Raw genomic sequence first — 18,633 nt, 5'->3', positions numbered from 1 at the left:
GGAAAAATTTTCTAAATGTGGATAAGTCATTTTATCATAAAACATCTAAAAATTGATGAATTTACTCTTCAGAACTGGGCAAACTTGCACAGCCTTGCGCCAATTTCTTTTTAAACCGCTTTATTTTTGTTATAAACATCAAACGCAACAGCAAGAAGCAAGACAAGGCCCTTAATCGTTTGTTGCCAATCTATGCCAAGGCCAAGAATGGACATACCATTGTTCATCACTCCCATTACGAGCGCACCTACGATTGCTCCGCCGACTGTGCCAATTCCTCCATAAGCAGAAGCTCCGCCGATAAAACAGGCTGCAATGGCATCAAGTTCAAAGTTCGTTCCCGCTTTTGGCGTTGCTGCATTTAGACGGGCTGCAACAATTAATCCCGTCAATGCGGCAAGCACGCCCATATTTACAAAAATCCAAAATGTTACGCGTGGTGTTTTGATCCCTGATAAACTCGCTGCATTTGCATTACCGCCAATTGCATATACCTGTCTACCCATTGTTGTTCTTTTCATAACAAATGAGTAAGCAAGAATTAAGGCTATTAAGATTACCAAAATGTAAGGGATTCCTTCGTACGTCGCAAAAATGTACGAAAATACATTAATCAAACATGCAATAACAATAATTCTAGCAACGAACAACGGTCCCGATGTTGTTTGCAACTGATATTTTTTCTGCTTTTTTCTTCCATTTAATTCAATGAAGATATAGGCAACTGTACATAACAGCCCGACCGCGATGGTCAAAATATTTAAGGAGCTTCCTTTAAAAACATCCGGGATAAAACCAGAACTGACAAGTTGGAAGTTTCTCGGAAAAGGGGCTAGTGATTCGCCTTTAAGAATCAGCATCGTCAGGCCCCGAAAAACGAGCATTCCAGCTAACGTCACAATAAATGCCGGAATTTTTACGTAGGCAACCCAAAATCCCTGCCAGGCACCAATGCATGCACCAATTGCTAAAGAAATGACAAAAACAACAATTGTCGGCAGATGCATGTGTATGGACAGGACAGCAGATATTGCTCCGATGAAAGCTACAACGGAACCGACAGATAAATCAATATGGCCGGCAATAATGATGAGGACCATACCAATGGCCAGTATCAATACATAACTGTTCTGCATAACAAGATTGGTAATGTTTAACGGCCTTAACAAGATCCCGTCCGTAATTACTTGAAAAAGAACCATAATCAGAACAAGCGCAATAAACATGCCATACTGTCTCATGTTTTTTTTCATCATTTGAAGGATAGAATCCATTTGAGGTCACCCAACTTTCGTCATATATTTCATTAAAATTTCCTGATTTGCCTCTTCTTTTAAGACTTCCCCGGTAATTTTTCCTTTGTTCATGGTGTAAATCCGGTCGGCCATTCCCAGTAACTCCGGAAGTTCTGATGAAATGAGAATGATGCCTTTCCCCTGATCAGCCAGTTGATGAATAATGGTGTAGATTTCATATTTCGCACCGACATCAATACCCCTGGTTGGTTCATCTAAAATCAAGATGTCCGGTTCGGTAAAGACCCATTTACTCAGCAAAACCTTCTGTTGATTGCCACCGCTCAAATTCCCAACCAGTTGCATCACATTGGAAGACTTGATCCTCAGCTTTTTACGTAGCTCCTCAACACTTACAATCTCTTTTCCCTCGTCGATTACCGATTTGTTGGAAATTTTTCTTAGATTCGCCAGCGTCATATTTTCTTTCAAGCTTGAGATCAAGTTAAGACCAAGATTTTTCCGGTCTTCCGTTACATAGGCAAAACCATGGCGTATTGCATCCTGAACCGACTTGATTTCAATCGGTTTGTTATCTTTGATTATTTGTCCTTCCATTTTCTTTCCATATGACCGTCCAAAAATACTCATCGCCATCTCGGTTCTGCCAGCTCCCATTAAACCCGCAATTCCTACAATCTCTCCTCTTCTTACTGTAATATTTGCATGATCAACAACTTTTTGTTCCGGGTTGGCAGGGTTCCAAACGGTCCAATTTTTAATTTCCAAAATGGTTTCAGCTATTTTTGGTGTATGATCAGGAAAGCGATGCGTTAAATCTCTTCCCACCATTCCGCGAATGAGCCGGTCTTCCGTTATGTTATCTTTTTTTACATTTAGCGTTTCAATGGTTTTGCCATCCCGCAATATCGTAATGGAATCAGAAATTTTCATAATTTCATTTAATTTATGTGAAATAATAATAGAAGTAATGCCTTGTTCCTTAAACTCCAAAATAAGGGAAAGCAAGTTTTCACTTTCCGTCTCGTTTAAAGCGGAGGTAGGCTCGTCTAAAATCAGCAGTTTTACTTCTTTTGACAAAGCTTTTGCGATTTCAACCAACTGCTGTTTTCCGACGCTAATGTTGCGGATTAATGTATCTGGTGATTCATTCAGACCGACTTTTTTCAATAACGTTTCAGTTTGAATAAATGTTTCTGCCCAATTAATCACGCCATTTTTTGCCCTTTCATTGCCCAAAAAAATGTTTTCAGCAATTGAAAGATCGGGGATAAGCGCTAATTCCTGATGAATAATGACAATTCCCAGAGCCTCACTTTGCTTTATATCCTTAAATTGGCAAATTTCTCCATTAAATAAGATGTCTCCCGAATACGTTCCATAAGGGTAAACACCGCTTAATACTTTCATGAGGGTTGATTTTCCTGCGCCATTTTCACCGCACAGGGCATGAATTTCGCCTTTTTTTACTTTTAAATTCACATTATCAAGTGCTTTAACCCCAGGAAATTCTTTTGTAATGTCGTTCATTTCCAATATATATTCAACCAATTGATTCACCCCCGTTATACAGAAAAGGGCATTCCAAAAAGAAAACCGTACCTGTTATCACGACTGTTTGATCCGCCTGTTCCAGGACGTCATTCTAAATGGAAAGCCCATTGCCAAATATTATTTCAATTCGCTTGTTTTATAGTAACCGCTGTCAACCAACACCTTTTTATAATTGGATTTATCAACAGAAACAGGATCCAAAAGATAAGATGGAACAACTTTTACGCCATTGTCATATGTTTTTGTATCATTGACATCCACTTTCTTGTCATTCAGCATCTGATCAACCATTTTCACTGTCTGTTTTGCCAATTTTCTTGTATCTTTAAATACGGTTTGGGTTTGTTCACCCTTGATGATCGATTTTACAGAAGCCAACTCTGCATCCTGCCCAGTAATCACTGGCATCGGTTTGTCTTTTGAACCATAGCCGACACTCTTCAAGGATGAAATCACGCCAATGCTGATTCCATCATATGGAGAGAGCACTGCATCTACTTTTGCATTTGTATATTTGGCACTTAAAATATTATCCATCCGGGATTGTGCCGTTGCCCCATCCCACCGAAGCGTTGCAATTTGGTTGAACTTCGTCTGGCCGCTTAACACTTTAAGTTTTCCGGACTTTATATACGGATTCAGAACGGACATCGCGCCGTTATAAAAGAACAGCGAGTTGTTATCATCCGGAGATCCTCCGAATAATTCAATATTAAATGGCCCTTTATTTTGTTTTAAACCAAGTTTATCTTCAATATATTTTGCTTGTATAACGCCGACTTTGTAATTATCAAAGGTAGCATAGTAGTTTACGTATTTCGTATTCCGGATTAACCGGTCGTATGCAATCACTTTAATTTTTTGGTCATGCGCTTTTTTGAGAACATCGGTTAATGCTTCTCCGTCAATAGCACCAATAACAAGGACGTTCGCCCCTTTAGTGATCATGTTTTCAATCTGTGATACTTGATTTTGCACATCATCTTCGGCGTATTGCAGATCGACTTTATAGCCCATCTTTTCAAACTGCTTTTTCATATTGTTTCCATCTTTAATCCAGCGTTCCGATGATTTCGTCGGCATTGCTATTCCTACATACCCTTTTTTTCCAGAGCTTGCCCCCGAACTGCCACAGGCACTTAGGACGAAAACAAGAATCAGTGCACAGGCCGTTATAAACCATTTTTTCACAATGTTTCCCCCTCGTATAGTTAGATTAGAAAACCAAATTTTCAATTTTGTCAACGCTTACATTTTTTTGGTATGTAACCCACTCCTTCCTCTAGGTTCAGTAAATACGCATTTTGTAAGCGCATTCTTATTTGTCCCTAGTGTATTATAGTCATCCGTACATGTCAACATTATATTTCAAAAATTTGTACGAACAAATAAACGGTCATTCCATAAAGTTGAACAGTATGGATTGTTACGCAGAATAAATGCTTCCGAATGCAGAACAGATATTTCCTTCACCGCGGAACAAGATCTCTGCAAGAGCACCGGAGCATTCCTTTAAAGATAATAGATAATCAGGCCGGCATCTGTTATAGTAAAGTAAGACACTTGTATTCAAGTCCAGAAAAATAACGACAATAAGGGTGAAACGTATGGCAGAATCACCAAAATATGTTGTAGTACAAGAAAAAATTAAAGAATGGATCTTGAACGGACAAGTTAAACCGGGAGAAAAAATATATTCAGAAAATGAGTTGGTTAAACTGTTTCGTGTCAGCCGCCACACTGTCCGCCAAGCCATCAGGCAGCTCGTAAACGAGGGGTGGTTATATACGGAGCAGGGATCCGGAACATTTTGTGCGGATAGAAACTTTCATGAAATCCGTCAAAAACCTTCATCCGGAAATACAAAAACAATCGGCGTCATCACAACCTACATTTCCGATTATATTTTCCCTTCAATTTTGAATGGGATCGAATCCTATTTGACAGAAAAGGGATACTCTCTTGTTTTAGCAAGTACCGATAACGATCCAAAAAAAGAAAAACAATGTTTAGAAACGTTGATGAGTAGGGAAATTGACGGACTCATTGTAGAGCCGACAAAAAGCAGCGGGTTTAATCCAAATGTTTGCTTTTATACAGAACTGGAAAGGCTACACATTCCCTATATTATGATCAATCAATTTTATCAGCAGCTGAATCCGCCTCATTTGATCGTTGACGATGAACGAGGCACCTACATGGTGACTGAACATTTGATCAGGCTAGGCCACAGTAAAATCGCCGGGTTGTTTAAAACAGACGACCTTCAGGGTGTGTACCGGATGAAAGGCTATTTAAATGCGCTCAGAGAAAACCATGTGCCTTTTTTTCAAAACATGGTGAAAACGTATTCAACAGAAAATATGAATCAAATGATTGAGGATTATAAAGTGTTTTTAAAGAACACAAAGGAACGACCATCTGCAATTGTCTGTTACAATGATCAGATGGCAATCGAAGTGATCCGAGTGCTAAGAGAATTAGACATCAAAATTCCGCAAGATATTTCTATCACAGGGTTTGATGACTCTAATCTTGCGGTTGCCTCGGAAATTAAACTAACTACCGTTACACATCCTAAAACCCAGATGGGGATCGATGCTGCAAAATGGATCGTCGCAGCAGTTGAAAAAGCAGAAAACCATTATGAAAAAAGCCATAACTCCATCATTTATGAACCAGTTTTAATTGTCAGAAATTCTACCCTGCAGGAAAAAGACGCTGAGAAAATAAATATAAATTAAGCAATAATCATAATTCCTTCGCACCATCAAGATAAGCAGAATAGCCCCACTCATCTAAAAGCAGCTCATTTTTTGTTTATGAAGATAACAGTGGTCCATAGGGAATAAGAGCAGAAAGGCGGGCTGTTCGAAAACAAGAGGGAAATTAGCATTATGGCAATTAACGACAAAAAGGCTTACAAAAAGCAGAGCGTCCCTTGCCGGATTACCGGTGTCTTGGGCGCTCTGTTTTCAATTTATGCTTATAGGTCAAAAAATCTCCGGAACGATAATGATATAAGCAAAGTGAACATTTATTCTAATTATTATTTGTTTAATATAACCCGTTGCCCTTCCCGTGACACAGCTAACATCTCGGCTATTTCACCACCGGAACTGGCATACAAATTTAACGCAGCGATGATACTGTAGTTATAGAAAGAACTGATCCAAGTTCCAGACGATTCAGCTGGATGTCCCTTCTCCCGATCAACGAAGGAGACTTCTTTCTCTACTACATCTGCCTCCACTATAATTAAAAAGCATGATCTGAAACGGCCGGACGGTATGTATCCATCACACAATAAACTGGAATAATTTCTGATTTATCCTGAAATACCTGTATATCCCGTAGACTAAACCTTTTTGGTGATATTTATTCTGTTTTCCAATTGTTTTGGAAGTGGTATTGTCGGATCAATACGGGGATTATTCAAATGCGTGTGCGTATAAGCGTTGCGATACTCAGTAGGTGTCAATCCTGTCATTTTTTTAAAACGGCGCATAAAATTTTTCTCATCTATAAAATAGGCGTGACTTGCAATCTGGCTGACTGTCAGGTTGGTACGCAACAACAGCATCTTTGCGGTTTCTATCTTTAATTCGTTTATAAATTGCAATGTTGTGCGATGGGTATTGCGCTTAAATAGGCGTGTTAAATAATCCGGATGAATTTGAAAGGCTCTGGCCACATCTTCAACAGACAATTCTTCAGATAGATTGGCACGAATCCATTCTTTAATCTTACTGACCCTGCTATTCTGAAAATGCCGGTTTACCGATAGCTGTGTGAGATAAGTATGACTCAGTTCAATTAAAAAAGCAGTAGTTAAATAATCGTTTTCTTGTTCGCTATAGTGATAGCTGTTTGCAACATCGAGCACCTGATTCATAAAAATTAGAATTTTTCCAGCCTCGTTAATGTGAAAAAAATCCGGCAAAATTACTTTGTCATTAATGGATGAAACAAAACTTCCGGAAGCAATCCCAGATAAATAGCTGGTAAGCGCTTCATCTTCAACAAATGAAGGTTTGTGCTTTGTAAAAAAATGGAGCCAATAAAAATTAACAGGCTGGCTGGACAATTTATAGCCGTACATTTTTGTATACGGCGGAACCAGCAATACATCATTTTCATTCAGCTCATATTGCACGGGACCGACCTGGATATAAACCGGACCTTTCGTACAAATAATAATTTCATAGTCTCCCTGATGGTACATTTCCTTATGCTTCCATGGTATATCAGCTGAAAATTCCCCGCATTTATAATACAAAAAGGGCTGAACAAGATTAAAAGAATAATTCATAATCGTACCACTCCCCTACCACGTTTGGAGTTTAAACAGTCGGAAATGAACACCTTTTTTTCAATATAAGGGATTACATTGCGAAATGCAAGGGGTTACAATTTTTCGTGAAAACATCATAATCTTTCGGAAAGGATGAATAGGTGATGGCCGAAAATTTTCGAAACACAGCCGTTCTGGAATCGGAAACAAGTTCTGGAAAAAAGCATGGAACCGAGTTGCCGTTTCACCGTAAAATTACGTATTCTTTTACGGACATGGCTGGCAATTTGCTTTACTGTATTATGAGCAGTTATATTTTGTATTTCTTTACAGATGTTTACGGCCTGTCTGTCGGGATCGCGGGAACACTTCTATTGGTTGCGAGATTTTTTGATGCCCTTGATGCGCCAATTTGGGGTATTATCATTGACCATACACACAGCAAATACGGGCAAAGCCGCCCATGGTTCTTATGGATGGCGTTTCCTTTTGCTATCTTTGTCTGGCTGCTGTTTACGACCCCTCCCATAGAAGGAACCGTAAAAGTGCTATATGCCGGTATTATGTATATTTTAGCTGGTATTTCTTACACAGGTGTTTCTACCCCAATCACTTCTGTCCTGCCGAACTTATCATCAAATTCGGATGAACGGACGGTTGCAAATTCATTCCGGATGGTCGGCGGAAATATTGGGAACTTCTTTGCAGTGACGTTCATTCTACCGCTCGCAGCATTTTTGGGCGGAAACAATGCACAAAGAGGCTGGTCGCTGGCGGTTCTGCTCTATGCCATCGTTGCTGTCGTCTTACTACTTGTTGCTTTTGCAGATATGCGTGAGAAAAATATTCAGCGCACGAAATCGATCCCTATTAAACAAAGTTTTAAAGCGGCAAAACGTAATTGGCCTTGGTTTTTGATTGTCGCGGCTAATATTATTTTCTGGATAGGCTTAACAGCCCGAAGCTCAACTCTGGCTTATTACTTCCAGTACAATATGCATAATTCAGGCTACATTTCGTTATTCAACGGTTTCTCCATTATCCAGGTCGTCGGGATGGCATCCATACCATTCATTGTGAAAAAATTCAATAAGTGGGGAACGACGGTTTTCGGACTTGCTGCTGCAATTATTGGCCAGCTAATGATGGTAGTCTCGGGCAGCCATCTGATCCCTTTGCTTATCTCCTGGTGTATTGCCTGTATTGGGAGTGGGATTGCTTGTTCCATGTTCTTTGCCATGGTCGGCGATACTGTCGATTATGGCGAATGGAAAAATGGCGTTCGGGCCAGCGGTTTTTTAACAGCAATTGGCAGTTCTTTTTGCATTAAAATGGGGGCAGGCCTTGGCTCTTTTATCCCGTCCGTCATTATGAAGACATTTCATTATGTTCCAAATCATGTACAATCTGCAAGTGCACTCAGTGCTATCAAGTTTTCATTTATATGGATGCCAATCGTCATCTTTGCACTGAACATTATCCCATTGTACATGTATAAAAAATACGAAGAACATGAACCTATTGTAATTCGTGATTTAATGAACAAAAATTCACAGGAGGAGATGTAAAAATGAGTACAGACTACCGAAATATAAATAGCTTTTCTCTTCGTCATCTTACCATTACTGATGCATTTTGGAAACGTTACCGGAACTTGGTTAAAAAGAAAATGATTCCTTACCAATGGTCGGTCATGAATGATAACGCCAATATTCAGATTACCAAAGAACGTGGGGATAGCCGGATTCCATCCGAAAAAAGCCATGCAGTCGCAAATTTCCTTATTGCCGCAAAACGGCTGGAAGGACATCATTACGGCTATGTTTTTCAAGACACAGATGTATATAAATGGCTGGAAGCAGTCGCATACACATTAAACTATGCACCGGATCCGGATCTTCAGACCGTTGCAGACCAATTAATTGAACTGATTGCGGATACGCAGGAAACGGACGGCTATCTTGTGACGTATTTTATGATTGAAGCACCGGAAAGGAAATTCGCACGGTTAAAACAAAGTCATGAGCTGTATAGTATGGGCCACTATATTGAAGCGGGAGTTGCCTACTATGGAGCAACAGGAAATGTAAAAGCACTTGAGATTTCAAGACGCATGGCCGATTGCATTGAAAAAAACTTTGGGCTGACGGATGGAAAAATCCCCGGTTATGATGGGCATCCCGAAATAGAACTCGCCCTCGCTAAACTATATGAAGTAACAAATGAAAAACGTTACCTCGATCTGGCCCGGTACTTTATCACACAGCGTGGAAAAGATCCGCAATTTTTTGATCGTCAGATAGAAGTGGACGGAAAAGAGCGCGATATTATCGCCGGAATGGAAGCTTTTCCCCTCAGCTACTATCAAGCAGATAAAACTGTATTCGACCAGAAAACGGCGGAGGGTCATGCCGTGCGGATTGTTTATTTATGCACGGGAATGGCGCACGTGGCCAACCTGACACATGATGAAAATCTGCTTTCAGCGTGTCGTCGTTTATGGGACAGTATTGTTAACAAAAGAATGTATGTCACAGGTGGGATTGGTTCCACTTCAATCGGTGAATCTTTCACTTATGATTATGATTTACCAAACGATACAATGTACTGTGAAACTTGTGCTTCTGTTGCGATGGCATTTTTTGCGCGCAGAATGCTAGAAAATGAGCCTAAAGGTGAGTATGCTGATATTTTGGAAAAAGAATTATATAATTCAACGATCAGTGGCGTGTCATTGGATGGAGAGCACTTCTTTTATGTCAATCCATTAGAAGTTTCAATTGAGGCACACAAAAAAGATCCGGCCAAAAGCCATGTCATGTATGAACGGCAAAACTGGTTCGGTTGCGCTTGTTGCCCACCAAACCTTGCCCGTTTAATTGCCTCCGTTGATCAGTATATTTATACAACAGATGATGACCAACAAACGATTTATGCCCATCAGTTTATTGCCAACACGGCTCAATTCGGGAACGGCATTTCTATTGAACAGAACAGTAACTTTCCGTGGGATGGTACAATTACATTTAAAATCGAAAATCCGCAACAAAAATCGTTCAAATTTGCGGTGAGAATACCATCTTGGTCAGCACAACATTATACACTTAGCGTCTCCGATAAGGAGTTAAAGCCGAAGCTAAAGGATGGTTTCCTTTATTTTAAAGTTGACCGTGAACAGTTTGAAATTGAGCTTAATCTGGATATGAGTGTTCATGAAATTCAGGCAAATAACCGGGTCAAGAATAATTTGGACAAAATCGCCATCCAGCGTGGACCGGTTGTTTACTGTATGGAAGAAGCGGATAATTCGGCGCCACTCAGTTTATATCGTCTTCCAGCAAATCCTAAATTTGATTTTACGTATCAGCCGGACTTACTTGAAGGTGCAGGTATTATTGACGCAACGGCGCAAAGGCGTGAAGTAGACCCCTCGGATGGCATACTTTACCGGGATTACAGACCAACTGTATGGAAGCCGGCAAACATCCGCTTCATCCCATATTATGCTTGGGTAAACCGGGAACCGGGTGAGATGCAGGTATGGATAAAAAAACAGAGTGAATAAAAACAAAGAGAGCGGAGATACCTCAGGGACATCTCCGCTTTTATATATAAAAAATAAAGGGAGCTTTTTAAAGTCGGAAATAGACACTTATTTTCCCAATTTAGACATTCATACCGGTTTCGTGGCACCAGCAAAAGGATGAAAATGAGTCAACCTCTCCGTTTATTTTACGGCTGGGTGAAAAGGGACACATTTCGATAGGGTGCTGTAAATCCAGAAAAATAATGGCCATAAATTTTTCATCAAAAAAGGCGATTCATCCTCTTTAAACGCACAATAGGAAAAGGATGAATCGCTTCAGTACAAGGGATGGCTATTTGCCATCTCGATTGCCCGACAGTTTAGCAAAGACCATTAGTGAAGAATCATGTTATCAAGTTAAAATCATGATTGATTACAAAGGAAAGCAAGTCGTAACAAGGACGAACAACTTTCCACCAAGTCAGCTTTGTTCTTGCTACTGCTCTAACCTAAGAAACTGTGGAGATCGCCTCATCCAATGTTTCTGTATTTAGGAGTTCCCTTACCCAAACAACCTGTAGGGAGTTTGGGTAAGGGAAAGGTGGTTCAATTATCATTCCCTTGGGTATCTGCATTGAGCCATAATCTTATTGACAACCCAATCTTTACATGTACGTCCCTATAATATTTTTCCGCTGGGGTTGAGATGTTATGGCCTGTGCCATCTGAAATAAAATTCAAATTTTCACAACTTCAATCCCGGCCATTTTTGCAAAATCTTCAATTTGTTCCGCTGTTACGGCAAAGGAGAATACTGTATGGTGGCCGCCACCGTTTTCAATCCATTTTTGGACCCCTTCATAGAAACCTGCTTTTGGTGTCCAAAGCTGGCGTGCGACAGGCAGTTTCGGCGCTGCTTCAGCCGGTTTCTTTCCTTCTACTTCATACATCACCATTTTGAATTTGTCGCCAAAATCGGAAATGGTTAAGTCAATCGCATCTCCATCTGATCCGTCAAAAACAAGCCGTGCAGGGTCTTCGCGGTCCCCAATGCCTAATGGATGGACTTCTACCCTGATTTTGCCGCTTGCCAAAGTTGGGTCTACTTCAAGCATGTGGGAACCCAGTATTTCTTCATGGCCCTTTACCAGGTTGTACGTATAATCTTCCATAAAACCGGTTTTTTCGTTATGTGCCATGATTTTCACCAACCGGTCGAGTGCGGCTGTCTTCCAGTCCCCTTCACCAGCAAAACCGTAACCTTCCGCATTCAGCCGTTGGACCGCCATGCCCGGAAGCTGTTTCATGCCCCATAAATCTTCAAAGTTTGTAGTAAAGGCTGTGTACCCGCCCCTGTCGAGGAATTTGCGCAAGGCAATTTCAATCCGGATTTGCTCTTTCACATGGTCTTCAAAATAGGCCGGGTCATTGTTCCCAACCACCAATTCATATTTTTCCTGGCATTCCGCATAAACGGCTTCTATTTCCTGATCAGTGACTTCTTTCATTTCCGCAACAAGGTCGCCGATGCCGTAATAGTCGACTGTCCAGCCGAACTGAATTTGTGCTTCGATTTTATCGCCGTCCGTGACTGCGACATTGCGCATGTTGTCGCCGAATCTCGCTACTTTAATGTTAAAGCTTTCATTATAAGCAACGGCAACATCCATCCAGCGTCCGATTTGGGTTTGGACCTTTTCATCTTTCCAATGGCCGACAACAACTTTGTTATTTTTGTTCAGTCTCGCATTGATAAATCCGTATTCCCGGTCGCCATGGGCGCTTTGATGCAGGTTCATATAATCCATGTCGATCGTTTCCCACGGAATATGGTCGAGAAATTGTGTAGCCAGATGAAGCAAAGGTTTTTGTAACAGTTTCGTTCCCCTGATCCAGTTTTTCGCAGGCGAGAATGTGTGCATCCAGGTGATGACACCGGCGACGTTATCGTTATAGTTGACTTCTTTCATGACCTTTGTAATACTGTCGGCTGTTGTGGCAACCGTTTTAAATACGATCGGGTACGGTAGCTTGCCGCTTGCGTTGATTTCATCAATGATTTTTTCCGCATCTTCCTTTACAGCATCCAGTGTTTCTTTGCCGTATAAATGCTGGCTTCCGACGATAAACCAAAACTCGTAATCTTTTATTTTCAACATGCTGTTTTCCTCCCCGGAATGTACAAGACATTTATTTTTTTTGCCCATAATAGGCATTTTTTCCGTGCTTGCGTAAATAGTGTTTATCCAAAAGAAATTGATCCATGTTGATTTGATGCGGATTCAGCTGTAGCGAGTGGTAGGTCATCTTCGCTACTTCTTCGAGCACAACGGCATTGTGCACGGCATCATGGGCGGATGTTCCCCACGTAAAAGGGCCGTGATCATTTACCAGAACAGCCGGAACCTGGTCCGGATCAATATGCCGCTTTTCAAAAGTCTCAACAATCACATCACCGGTCTGTTTTTCATATTCCGTCACGACTTCTTCTTTCTTCATCGCCCTTGTGACCGGAACCGGCCCGTAAAATGTATCGGCATGTGTCGTTCCTGCCGCCGGAATATCAATGCCGGCCTGCGCAAATGAAACCGCCCAGGGAGAATGTGTATGGACAATTCCTTTAATATTCGGGAAATGGCGATAAAGCACACAATGTGTTGCAGTATCGCTTGACGGATTTAACTCGCCTTCCACTACATTTCCACCAAGATCAACGACGACCATTTTTTCCGGTGACAATGCTTCATACTCGACACCGCTCGGCTTAATGACCATGAGATTCTTTTCACGGTCGATTCCGCTTACATTTCCCCATGTAAAGGTGACCAGATTATATTCCGGCAGCAGCATGTTTGCTTCATAGACTTCTTTCTTGAGTTCTTCTAGCATTCATTGATCATCCCTTTGAAATTGATCATTCTTTAAAAGTTTTTGACATGTCATTTGGATTCTGCGATTAACCGCTTACAAATAGAATGCTATATCAATTATCAGTATAAGTCAACAAAAAAATATTTATATGTATAAATGTGTTTTTCACTGGATGGAAAAGAGTGGTTTATGTCACAGCTTCCATAGCTTTTTCACTATAGCTACAGACACAAAAAACACACAATTGGGTACCCTTACCTGCTATCCTTTCATCTATATAAGTAGCATAATGATGGGTAAGAAAGCGGTTAAGAAAAACGCAGGAAAACGTTATTTTTTCCTCATTTATCAGTATAAATATTTTTGTCATTGATTTATAGGTATAAATGTGCTAGCATGTACTTGCAGCATGAAAACGCTTTTTTCTAAAATGATACCGCTCACAAAGAAAGGAGCCGTCAGCAAGAAGAAAATAAGGCTGATACATCAAGGAGGGAACTTTAATGGTTGGTGAAAAGAAAATCTCAAGTGGATTCATTTACTTTTTCGGGGCTTTTGGCGGCATTCTATTTGGCTATGATATTGGGGTAATGACAGGCGCTTTGCCATTCCTGGAACATGACTGGAACCTTCAAAACAGTGCAGGCGTTATTGGATGGATTACCTCTGCTGTAATGTTTGGTGCTATATTCGGCGGCGCTCTGGCGGGGCAACTTTCCGACCGTTTGGGCCGGCGAAAAATGATTTTAATTTCAGCTTTAATTTTTGTTGTTGGATCGGTTTTATCTGGCATATCCCCTCATAACGGGCAATACTTTTTAATCATCGTCCGGATGTTATTAGGATTAGCGGTTGGTGCTGCTTCTGCACTGGTCCCGGCTTATATGTCCGAAATGGCGCCTGCACGTTTGCGCGGACGTCTGTCAGGGATTAACCAAACCATGATTGTATCGGGAATGTTACTTTCTTACATTGTCGATTATTTATTAAAAGGTTTGCCGGAATCATTGGCTTGGCGGTTGATGCTTAGTTTGGCAGCGGTACCAGCATTGATCTTATTCTTTGGTGTGTTAAAGTTGCCGGAATCACCGCGCTTTTTAATAAAGAACAATAAACTTGAGGAAGCACGCAAGGTTTTGAGCTATATTCGCGCTAAAAAAGAGGCAATTGATGCTGAAATCAAACAAATTCAAGAGACTGCCAGAGAAGAAAAACAGGCAAATCAAAAAGCATCATGGGGTACTTTATTTAGCGGCAAATACCGTTATTTAGTCATTGCCGGTGTGGGCGTTGCGGCTTTCCAACAATTTCAGGGCGCAAATGCTATTTTTTACTATATTCCTTTAATTGTAGAAAAAGCAACAGGGCATGCAGCCAGTTCTGCATTGATGTGGCCGATTATTCAAGGGATCATTCTCGTATTGGGCTCACTCGTCTTCTTATGGATTGCTGATAAATTTAAACGCCGGACTTTGTTGACAGTAGGCGGAACCATTATGGGCCTGTCCTTTATTTTGCCAGCCATTTTGAATTTGCTCATTCCAAATGCAAACCCGATGATGATCGTTGCGTTTTTAAGCATCTATGTAGCTCTTTATTCCTTCACGTGGGCTCCTTTAACCTGGGTAATCGTTGGGGAAATTTTCCCGCTTGTCATTCGCGGACGCGCATCAGGATTAGCTTCCTCTTTTAACTGGATTGGTTCTTTCCTGGTTGGGCTGCTGTTCCCAATCATGACTGCTTCCATGTCCCAAGAAGCTGTTTTTGCAATTTTCGGCGTGATATGTTTGCTTGGTGTTTTGTTTATTCGGACCCGCGTACCTGAAACCCAGGGACATACGTTGGAAGAAATTGAAAAATATGGGGAGGAAAAAGCTGTTGAAAAAAAAGGTGCCCACTTACACATATGAGACGGAGGTAAATAAAAATGAATTTAGTGGATACTTCTAAAGCGATTAAACAAGGAAATGTCTCATTAGGCATTGAACTGGGGTCAACCCGGATAAAGGCCGTACTTGTCACGGACGATTTTGAAACGATCGCATCCGGCGGCTATGTTTGGGAAAACAAATTTGAAAACGGCATCTGGACGTATTCGTTGGAAGAAGTGTGGGAAGGGATTCAAAGAAGCTATGCCCAAATTGCGGCAGACGTCCAGGGGAAATACCATACGACTTTAACAAAAATCAGTGCCATTGGTGTAAGCGCTATGATGCACGGGTATTTGGCTTTTGCAGAAAACGGAGAGCTGCTCGTTCCTTTCAGGACATGGCGTAATAACATCACCGAACAAGCGGCGGATGAATTGACTGAACGATTTCAATTTAATATTCCGCAACGATGGAGCATTGCCCACCTTTACCAGGCGATTTTAAACCAGGAGCCCCATGTAAAGGATATTCGCTTTATCACCACGTTGGCCGGTTATGTACACTGGAAATTATCCGGAGAAAAGGTGTTAGGAATTGGCGATGCTTCCGGTGTTTTTCCGGTGGATGAAGAGACCGGCACCTATCGGGAAGATTTTCTTGATACGTTTGACCAGCTTGAAAATGTGGCGCCCTATCCATGGCATATCAGGGAGGTCTTGCCAAAAGTATTAAAAGCCGGCGAATATGCGGGCACTTTAACACCCGAAGGAGCGGCATTATTGGATGTAAACGGAAATCTTCAGGCAGGCAGTTTGATGGCTCCGCCTGAGGGGGATGCCGGCACCGGGATGGTGTGCACAAACAGTGTGCGCAAACGGACCGGAAATATATCCGTCGGTACCTCGGCATTTTCGATGATCGTGCTGGATCAGCCGCTTGAAAAAGTGTACCGCGATATTGATATTGTCACAACGCCGAGCGGGGCGCCCGTGGCGATGGTCCATATCAACAACTGCTCGTCTGACATTAATGCATGGGCAAACCTGTTTAAACAATTTGCTGAACGGCTCGGTGTTGACTTGCCGGCGGATCGTTTATATGAAACATTGTTTTTGGTGGCCGCAAAAGCGGATCCGGATGCAGGTGGCTTGCTCAATTACAGTTATTTGTCAGGTGAAAACATTACAAAAATGCCGGCCGGGCGCCCGCTGTTTGTCAGGAAACCGGACAGTGCCTTTACATTGGCCAATTTTGTCCAGGCCCAGTTGTATGCGGCATTTGCACCGCTTAAAATCGGGATGGATATTTTGAAGAATGAAGAAGGAATCAAAACGGATGTCCTGATTGCCCAGGGCGGCCTGTTTAAAACACCGGTCATTGGCCAGCAAGTATTGGCCAATGCATTAAATACGCCGATTACGGTGATGAGCACTGCCGGTGAAGGCGGCGCCTGGGGGATGGCCGTGCTCGCGGTTTATGCAAAATCCGGAAACGGGAAGCAAAGCCTGGAAGACTTTTTGGACCAAAACGTGTTCACCCATCCCGAAAGCATGACGCTAAGCCCGGAACCTGAAGGCGTTTCAGGGTACGAAGCCTTTATAAAAAGATATGAGGCGGGCTTGCCGGTTGAGTCGATGGCTGTAAAGTCGATTGGATAGCAGAAGGCGACGGCATACAATAGAAGCATAACCAACAGGGCTTGCCATTTAGCAAGCCCTGTTGACTTTATACCGGATCCGGCTGCTTCAGAATATCTGACTACCGGAATCATGATCTATTAAAGGCAGATATCATTACAAAAACTTTTGGCCTATTCATAAGTTGTTTTCGAAAAAAGGCAGAATCCATGATATTACTCATCGTTATCACAGATTGCTTTCTCCTCCCTATTTTTTTCCGTCCAATTGTCATTTGAATGATCAAGCGGCTTTACTGAATCCCTTTTTACCAATTCTGGTTCATATATTTTTGAGGTGACTGGTTGCTTATTAAGCATATCAATGATCATTTTACCAGCATCAAGCCCCATCTTTTCCTGCGGATGGCGAACAGTCGTCAATGCCGGATTGATAAACTTTGAAAACTGGTAATCATCAACTCCAATAACGGAGAGATCTTTTGGTACGTTCAGACCGATTTCTTTGACAAAATTCATGACTTGAATGGCCAGTTGATCGTTGTAGCAAACAATTGCAGTCGGAGCAAACTCAGGGCGCGACAGTATTGTATGAAGTTTTTTAAACAGATTGATTTTGTTTTCCTCTGTCTGGTACATCATGATTTCACCCATATTCGAAATCTCAGGGTGCTTCTGAAAAGCTTTGATGTAACCGTTCATTCGATGTATACCTTGCTTATCGTCCACTTTAAAAATCCCGACAATTTTTTTATGCCCCAGGGAGATTAAATAATCTGTGACCATTTCGCCGGTTTTTAGATCATCCATGACCAAGTACGGGATATTCATGTCATCGTAAACCGCATTAATAAACAGCATTGGAATGCCCAGTGATTTGATGTTGTCGTAAATGCTTTTATTGGTATTGCTCAATGCGCTTTTTGTCGGTTCAATGATTAATCCGGAAATTTTATTTGACAATAAATTGGACAAACTTTTCCGCTCTTTCTCCGGATTGTTTTGTGTGTTGGTAATCAAGATGGAATATCCATAGTTTGATACATAGTTATCAATTCCCGTGATGATATTTGGAAAAATATAATCGGATATATAAGTTGTAATCAAACCGATTGTTTTATTTTTCATGACGGTTTGGGGTTTGCCTTTCCAATCGTCAACAAAAATCCCCCCGCCCTGAATACGGTAAACGAAATTTTCTTTCTCCAGCTCATCAATTGCACGCCTTACTGTAAACCGGCTTACCTGGTACATTTCCATTAGTTCTGATTCGGTTGGCAATTTTTCACTTACTTTGTACTCTTCCGTTAAAATTTTTTCTCTAATATCCTGCTTAATTTTTTCGTATTTTTTGCTCATATTCATGTAAGTTTCCTTTTCTAGTATTGAAGAACTTAGCAAATCAGCAATGATTGTTACGTACATATCCGGCAAAAAAATAAAATTTGTGATCTGGGTGGCCACGGTGGCGTAATCCAGTTTCCTTTCGATATTTGTACGTATCATTATAACACGAATGCCCTTGCACAGGAAGAGGACTAAAAAACCGGTATGTGTCAAGTTTTTCTCGACAAGGTTTAAATATCGGGTATTCCAAGACACTCTTTTTGTACACTTTCGGCTAC

12 protein-coding genes are annotated in these 18,633 nt (G+C 41.3%); 5 read left to right on the top strand and 7 right to left on the bottom strand.

The annotated features are described in order from the left end of the window. Positions 1-110 precede the first annotated feature (110 nt). The 3 genes from mmsB to chvE all read right to left on the bottom strand — a co-directional run bounded on the left by mmsB (position 111) and on the right by chvE (position 4,001). Complete coding sequence (gene mmsB, locus NFR98_RS14070) at positions 111-1,274, bottom strand: multiple monosaccharide ABC transporter permease (RefSeq protein ID WP_017550147.1); 1,164 nt, start codon at positions 1,272-1,274, stop codon at positions 111-113. Between the two features lie 6 nt (positions 1,275-1,280). Beyond that, a complete protein-coding gene (gene mmsA / locus NFR98_RS14065) occupies positions 1,281-2,807 on the bottom strand; it encodes a multiple monosaccharide ABC transporter ATP-binding protein (RefSeq protein WP_026684698.1) in 1,527 nt (508 codons plus the stop codon). Positions 2,808-2,927: 120 nt separating this feature from the next. Then, on the bottom strand, positions 2,928-4,001 hold the full coding sequence (gene chvE, locus NFR98_RS14060; RefSeq protein WP_014097595.1) for a multiple monosaccharide ABC transporter substrate-binding protein: 1,074 nt from the start codon (positions 3,999-4,001) through the stop codon (positions 2,928-2,930). 416 nt (positions 4,002-4,417) lie between these two features. Here chvE and NFR98_RS14055 point away from each other — a divergent pair, with 416 nt between their 5' ends. Continuing rightward, on the top strand, positions 4,418-5,554 hold the full coding sequence (locus tag NFR98_RS14055; RefSeq protein ID WP_017550145.1) for a GntR family transcriptional regulator: 1,137 nt from the start codon (positions 4,418-4,420) through the stop codon (positions 5,552-5,554). A gap of 614 nt (positions 5,555-6,168) precedes the next feature. Here NFR98_RS14055 and NFR98_RS14050 read toward each other — a convergent pair. Next, complete coding sequence (locus tag NFR98_RS14050) at positions 6,169-7,122, bottom strand: helix-turn-helix domain-containing protein (protein ID WP_017550143.1); 954 nt, start codon at positions 7,120-7,122, stop codon at positions 6,169-6,171. Between the two features lie 146 nt (positions 7,123-7,268). On the opposite strand from NFR98_RS14050, the gene NFR98_RS14045 reads away from it, so the two are divergent. Both NFR98_RS14045 and NFR98_RS14040 read left to right on the top strand, forming a co-directional pair. Further along, on the top strand, positions 7,269-8,672 hold the full coding sequence (locus tag NFR98_RS14045; RefSeq protein ID WP_251460417.1) for an MFS transporter: 1,404 nt from the start codon (positions 7,269-7,271) through the stop codon (positions 8,670-8,672). A gap of 2 nt (positions 8,673-8,674) precedes the next feature. Next, positions 8,675-10,669 carry a glycoside hydrolase family 127 protein gene (locus NFR98_RS14040; protein WP_014097600.1) on the top strand — a complete coding sequence of 665 codons (1,995 nt, stop codon included), beginning with the start codon at positions 8,675-8,677 and terminating at the stop codon, positions 10,667-10,669. A gap of 698 nt (positions 10,670-11,367) precedes the next feature. Here NFR98_RS14040 and araA read toward each other — a convergent pair. Together araA and NFR98_RS14030 are read right to left on the bottom strand one after the other, a co-directional pair. After that, complete coding sequence (araA, locus tag NFR98_RS14035; RefSeq protein WP_014097601.1) at positions 11,368-12,789, bottom strand: L-arabinose isomerase; 1,422 nt, start codon at positions 12,787-12,789, stop codon at positions 11,368-11,370. A 31-nt stretch (positions 12,790-12,820) separates the two neighbouring features. Continuing rightward, the gene (locus NFR98_RS14030) at positions 12,821-13,519 is read right to left on the bottom strand and encodes an L-ribulose-5-phosphate 4-epimerase (protein WP_014097602.1); all 699 of its coding nucleotides are present in this window, start codon (positions 13,517-13,519) and stop codon (positions 12,821-12,823) included. 485 nt (positions 13,520-14,004) lie between these two features. Here NFR98_RS14030 and NFR98_RS14025 point away from each other — a divergent pair, with 485 nt between their 5' ends. Next, a complete protein-coding gene (locus NFR98_RS14025; RefSeq protein WP_014097603.1) occupies positions 14,005-15,411 on the top strand; it encodes a sugar porter family MFS transporter in 1,407 nt (468 codons plus the stop codon). A gap of 17 nt (positions 15,412-15,428) precedes the next feature. Beyond that, on the top strand, positions 15,429-17,030 hold the full coding sequence (locus tag NFR98_RS14020; protein ID WP_251460413.1) for a xylulokinase: 1,602 nt from the start codon (positions 15,429-15,431) through the stop codon (positions 17,028-17,030). A gap of 194 nt (positions 17,031-17,224) precedes the next feature. Here the strand turns inward: NFR98_RS14020 and NFR98_RS14015 are convergent. After that, positions 17,225-18,633: GntR family transcriptional regulator (locus NFR98_RS14015; RefSeq protein ID WP_251460410.1), on the bottom strand; the 1,409-nt coding region annotated here is incomplete at its 5' end.

It is taken from the genome of Weizmannia agrestimuris (assembly GCF_943193165.1).
In the GTDB taxonomy this organism is placed as follows: Bacteria; Bacillota; Bacilli; order Bacillales; family Bacillaceae_C; genus Weizmannia; species Weizmannia faecalis.
Note: the sequence above shows the minus strand (reverse complement) of the source record. Positions and strands in the feature narration are given on the sequence as shown.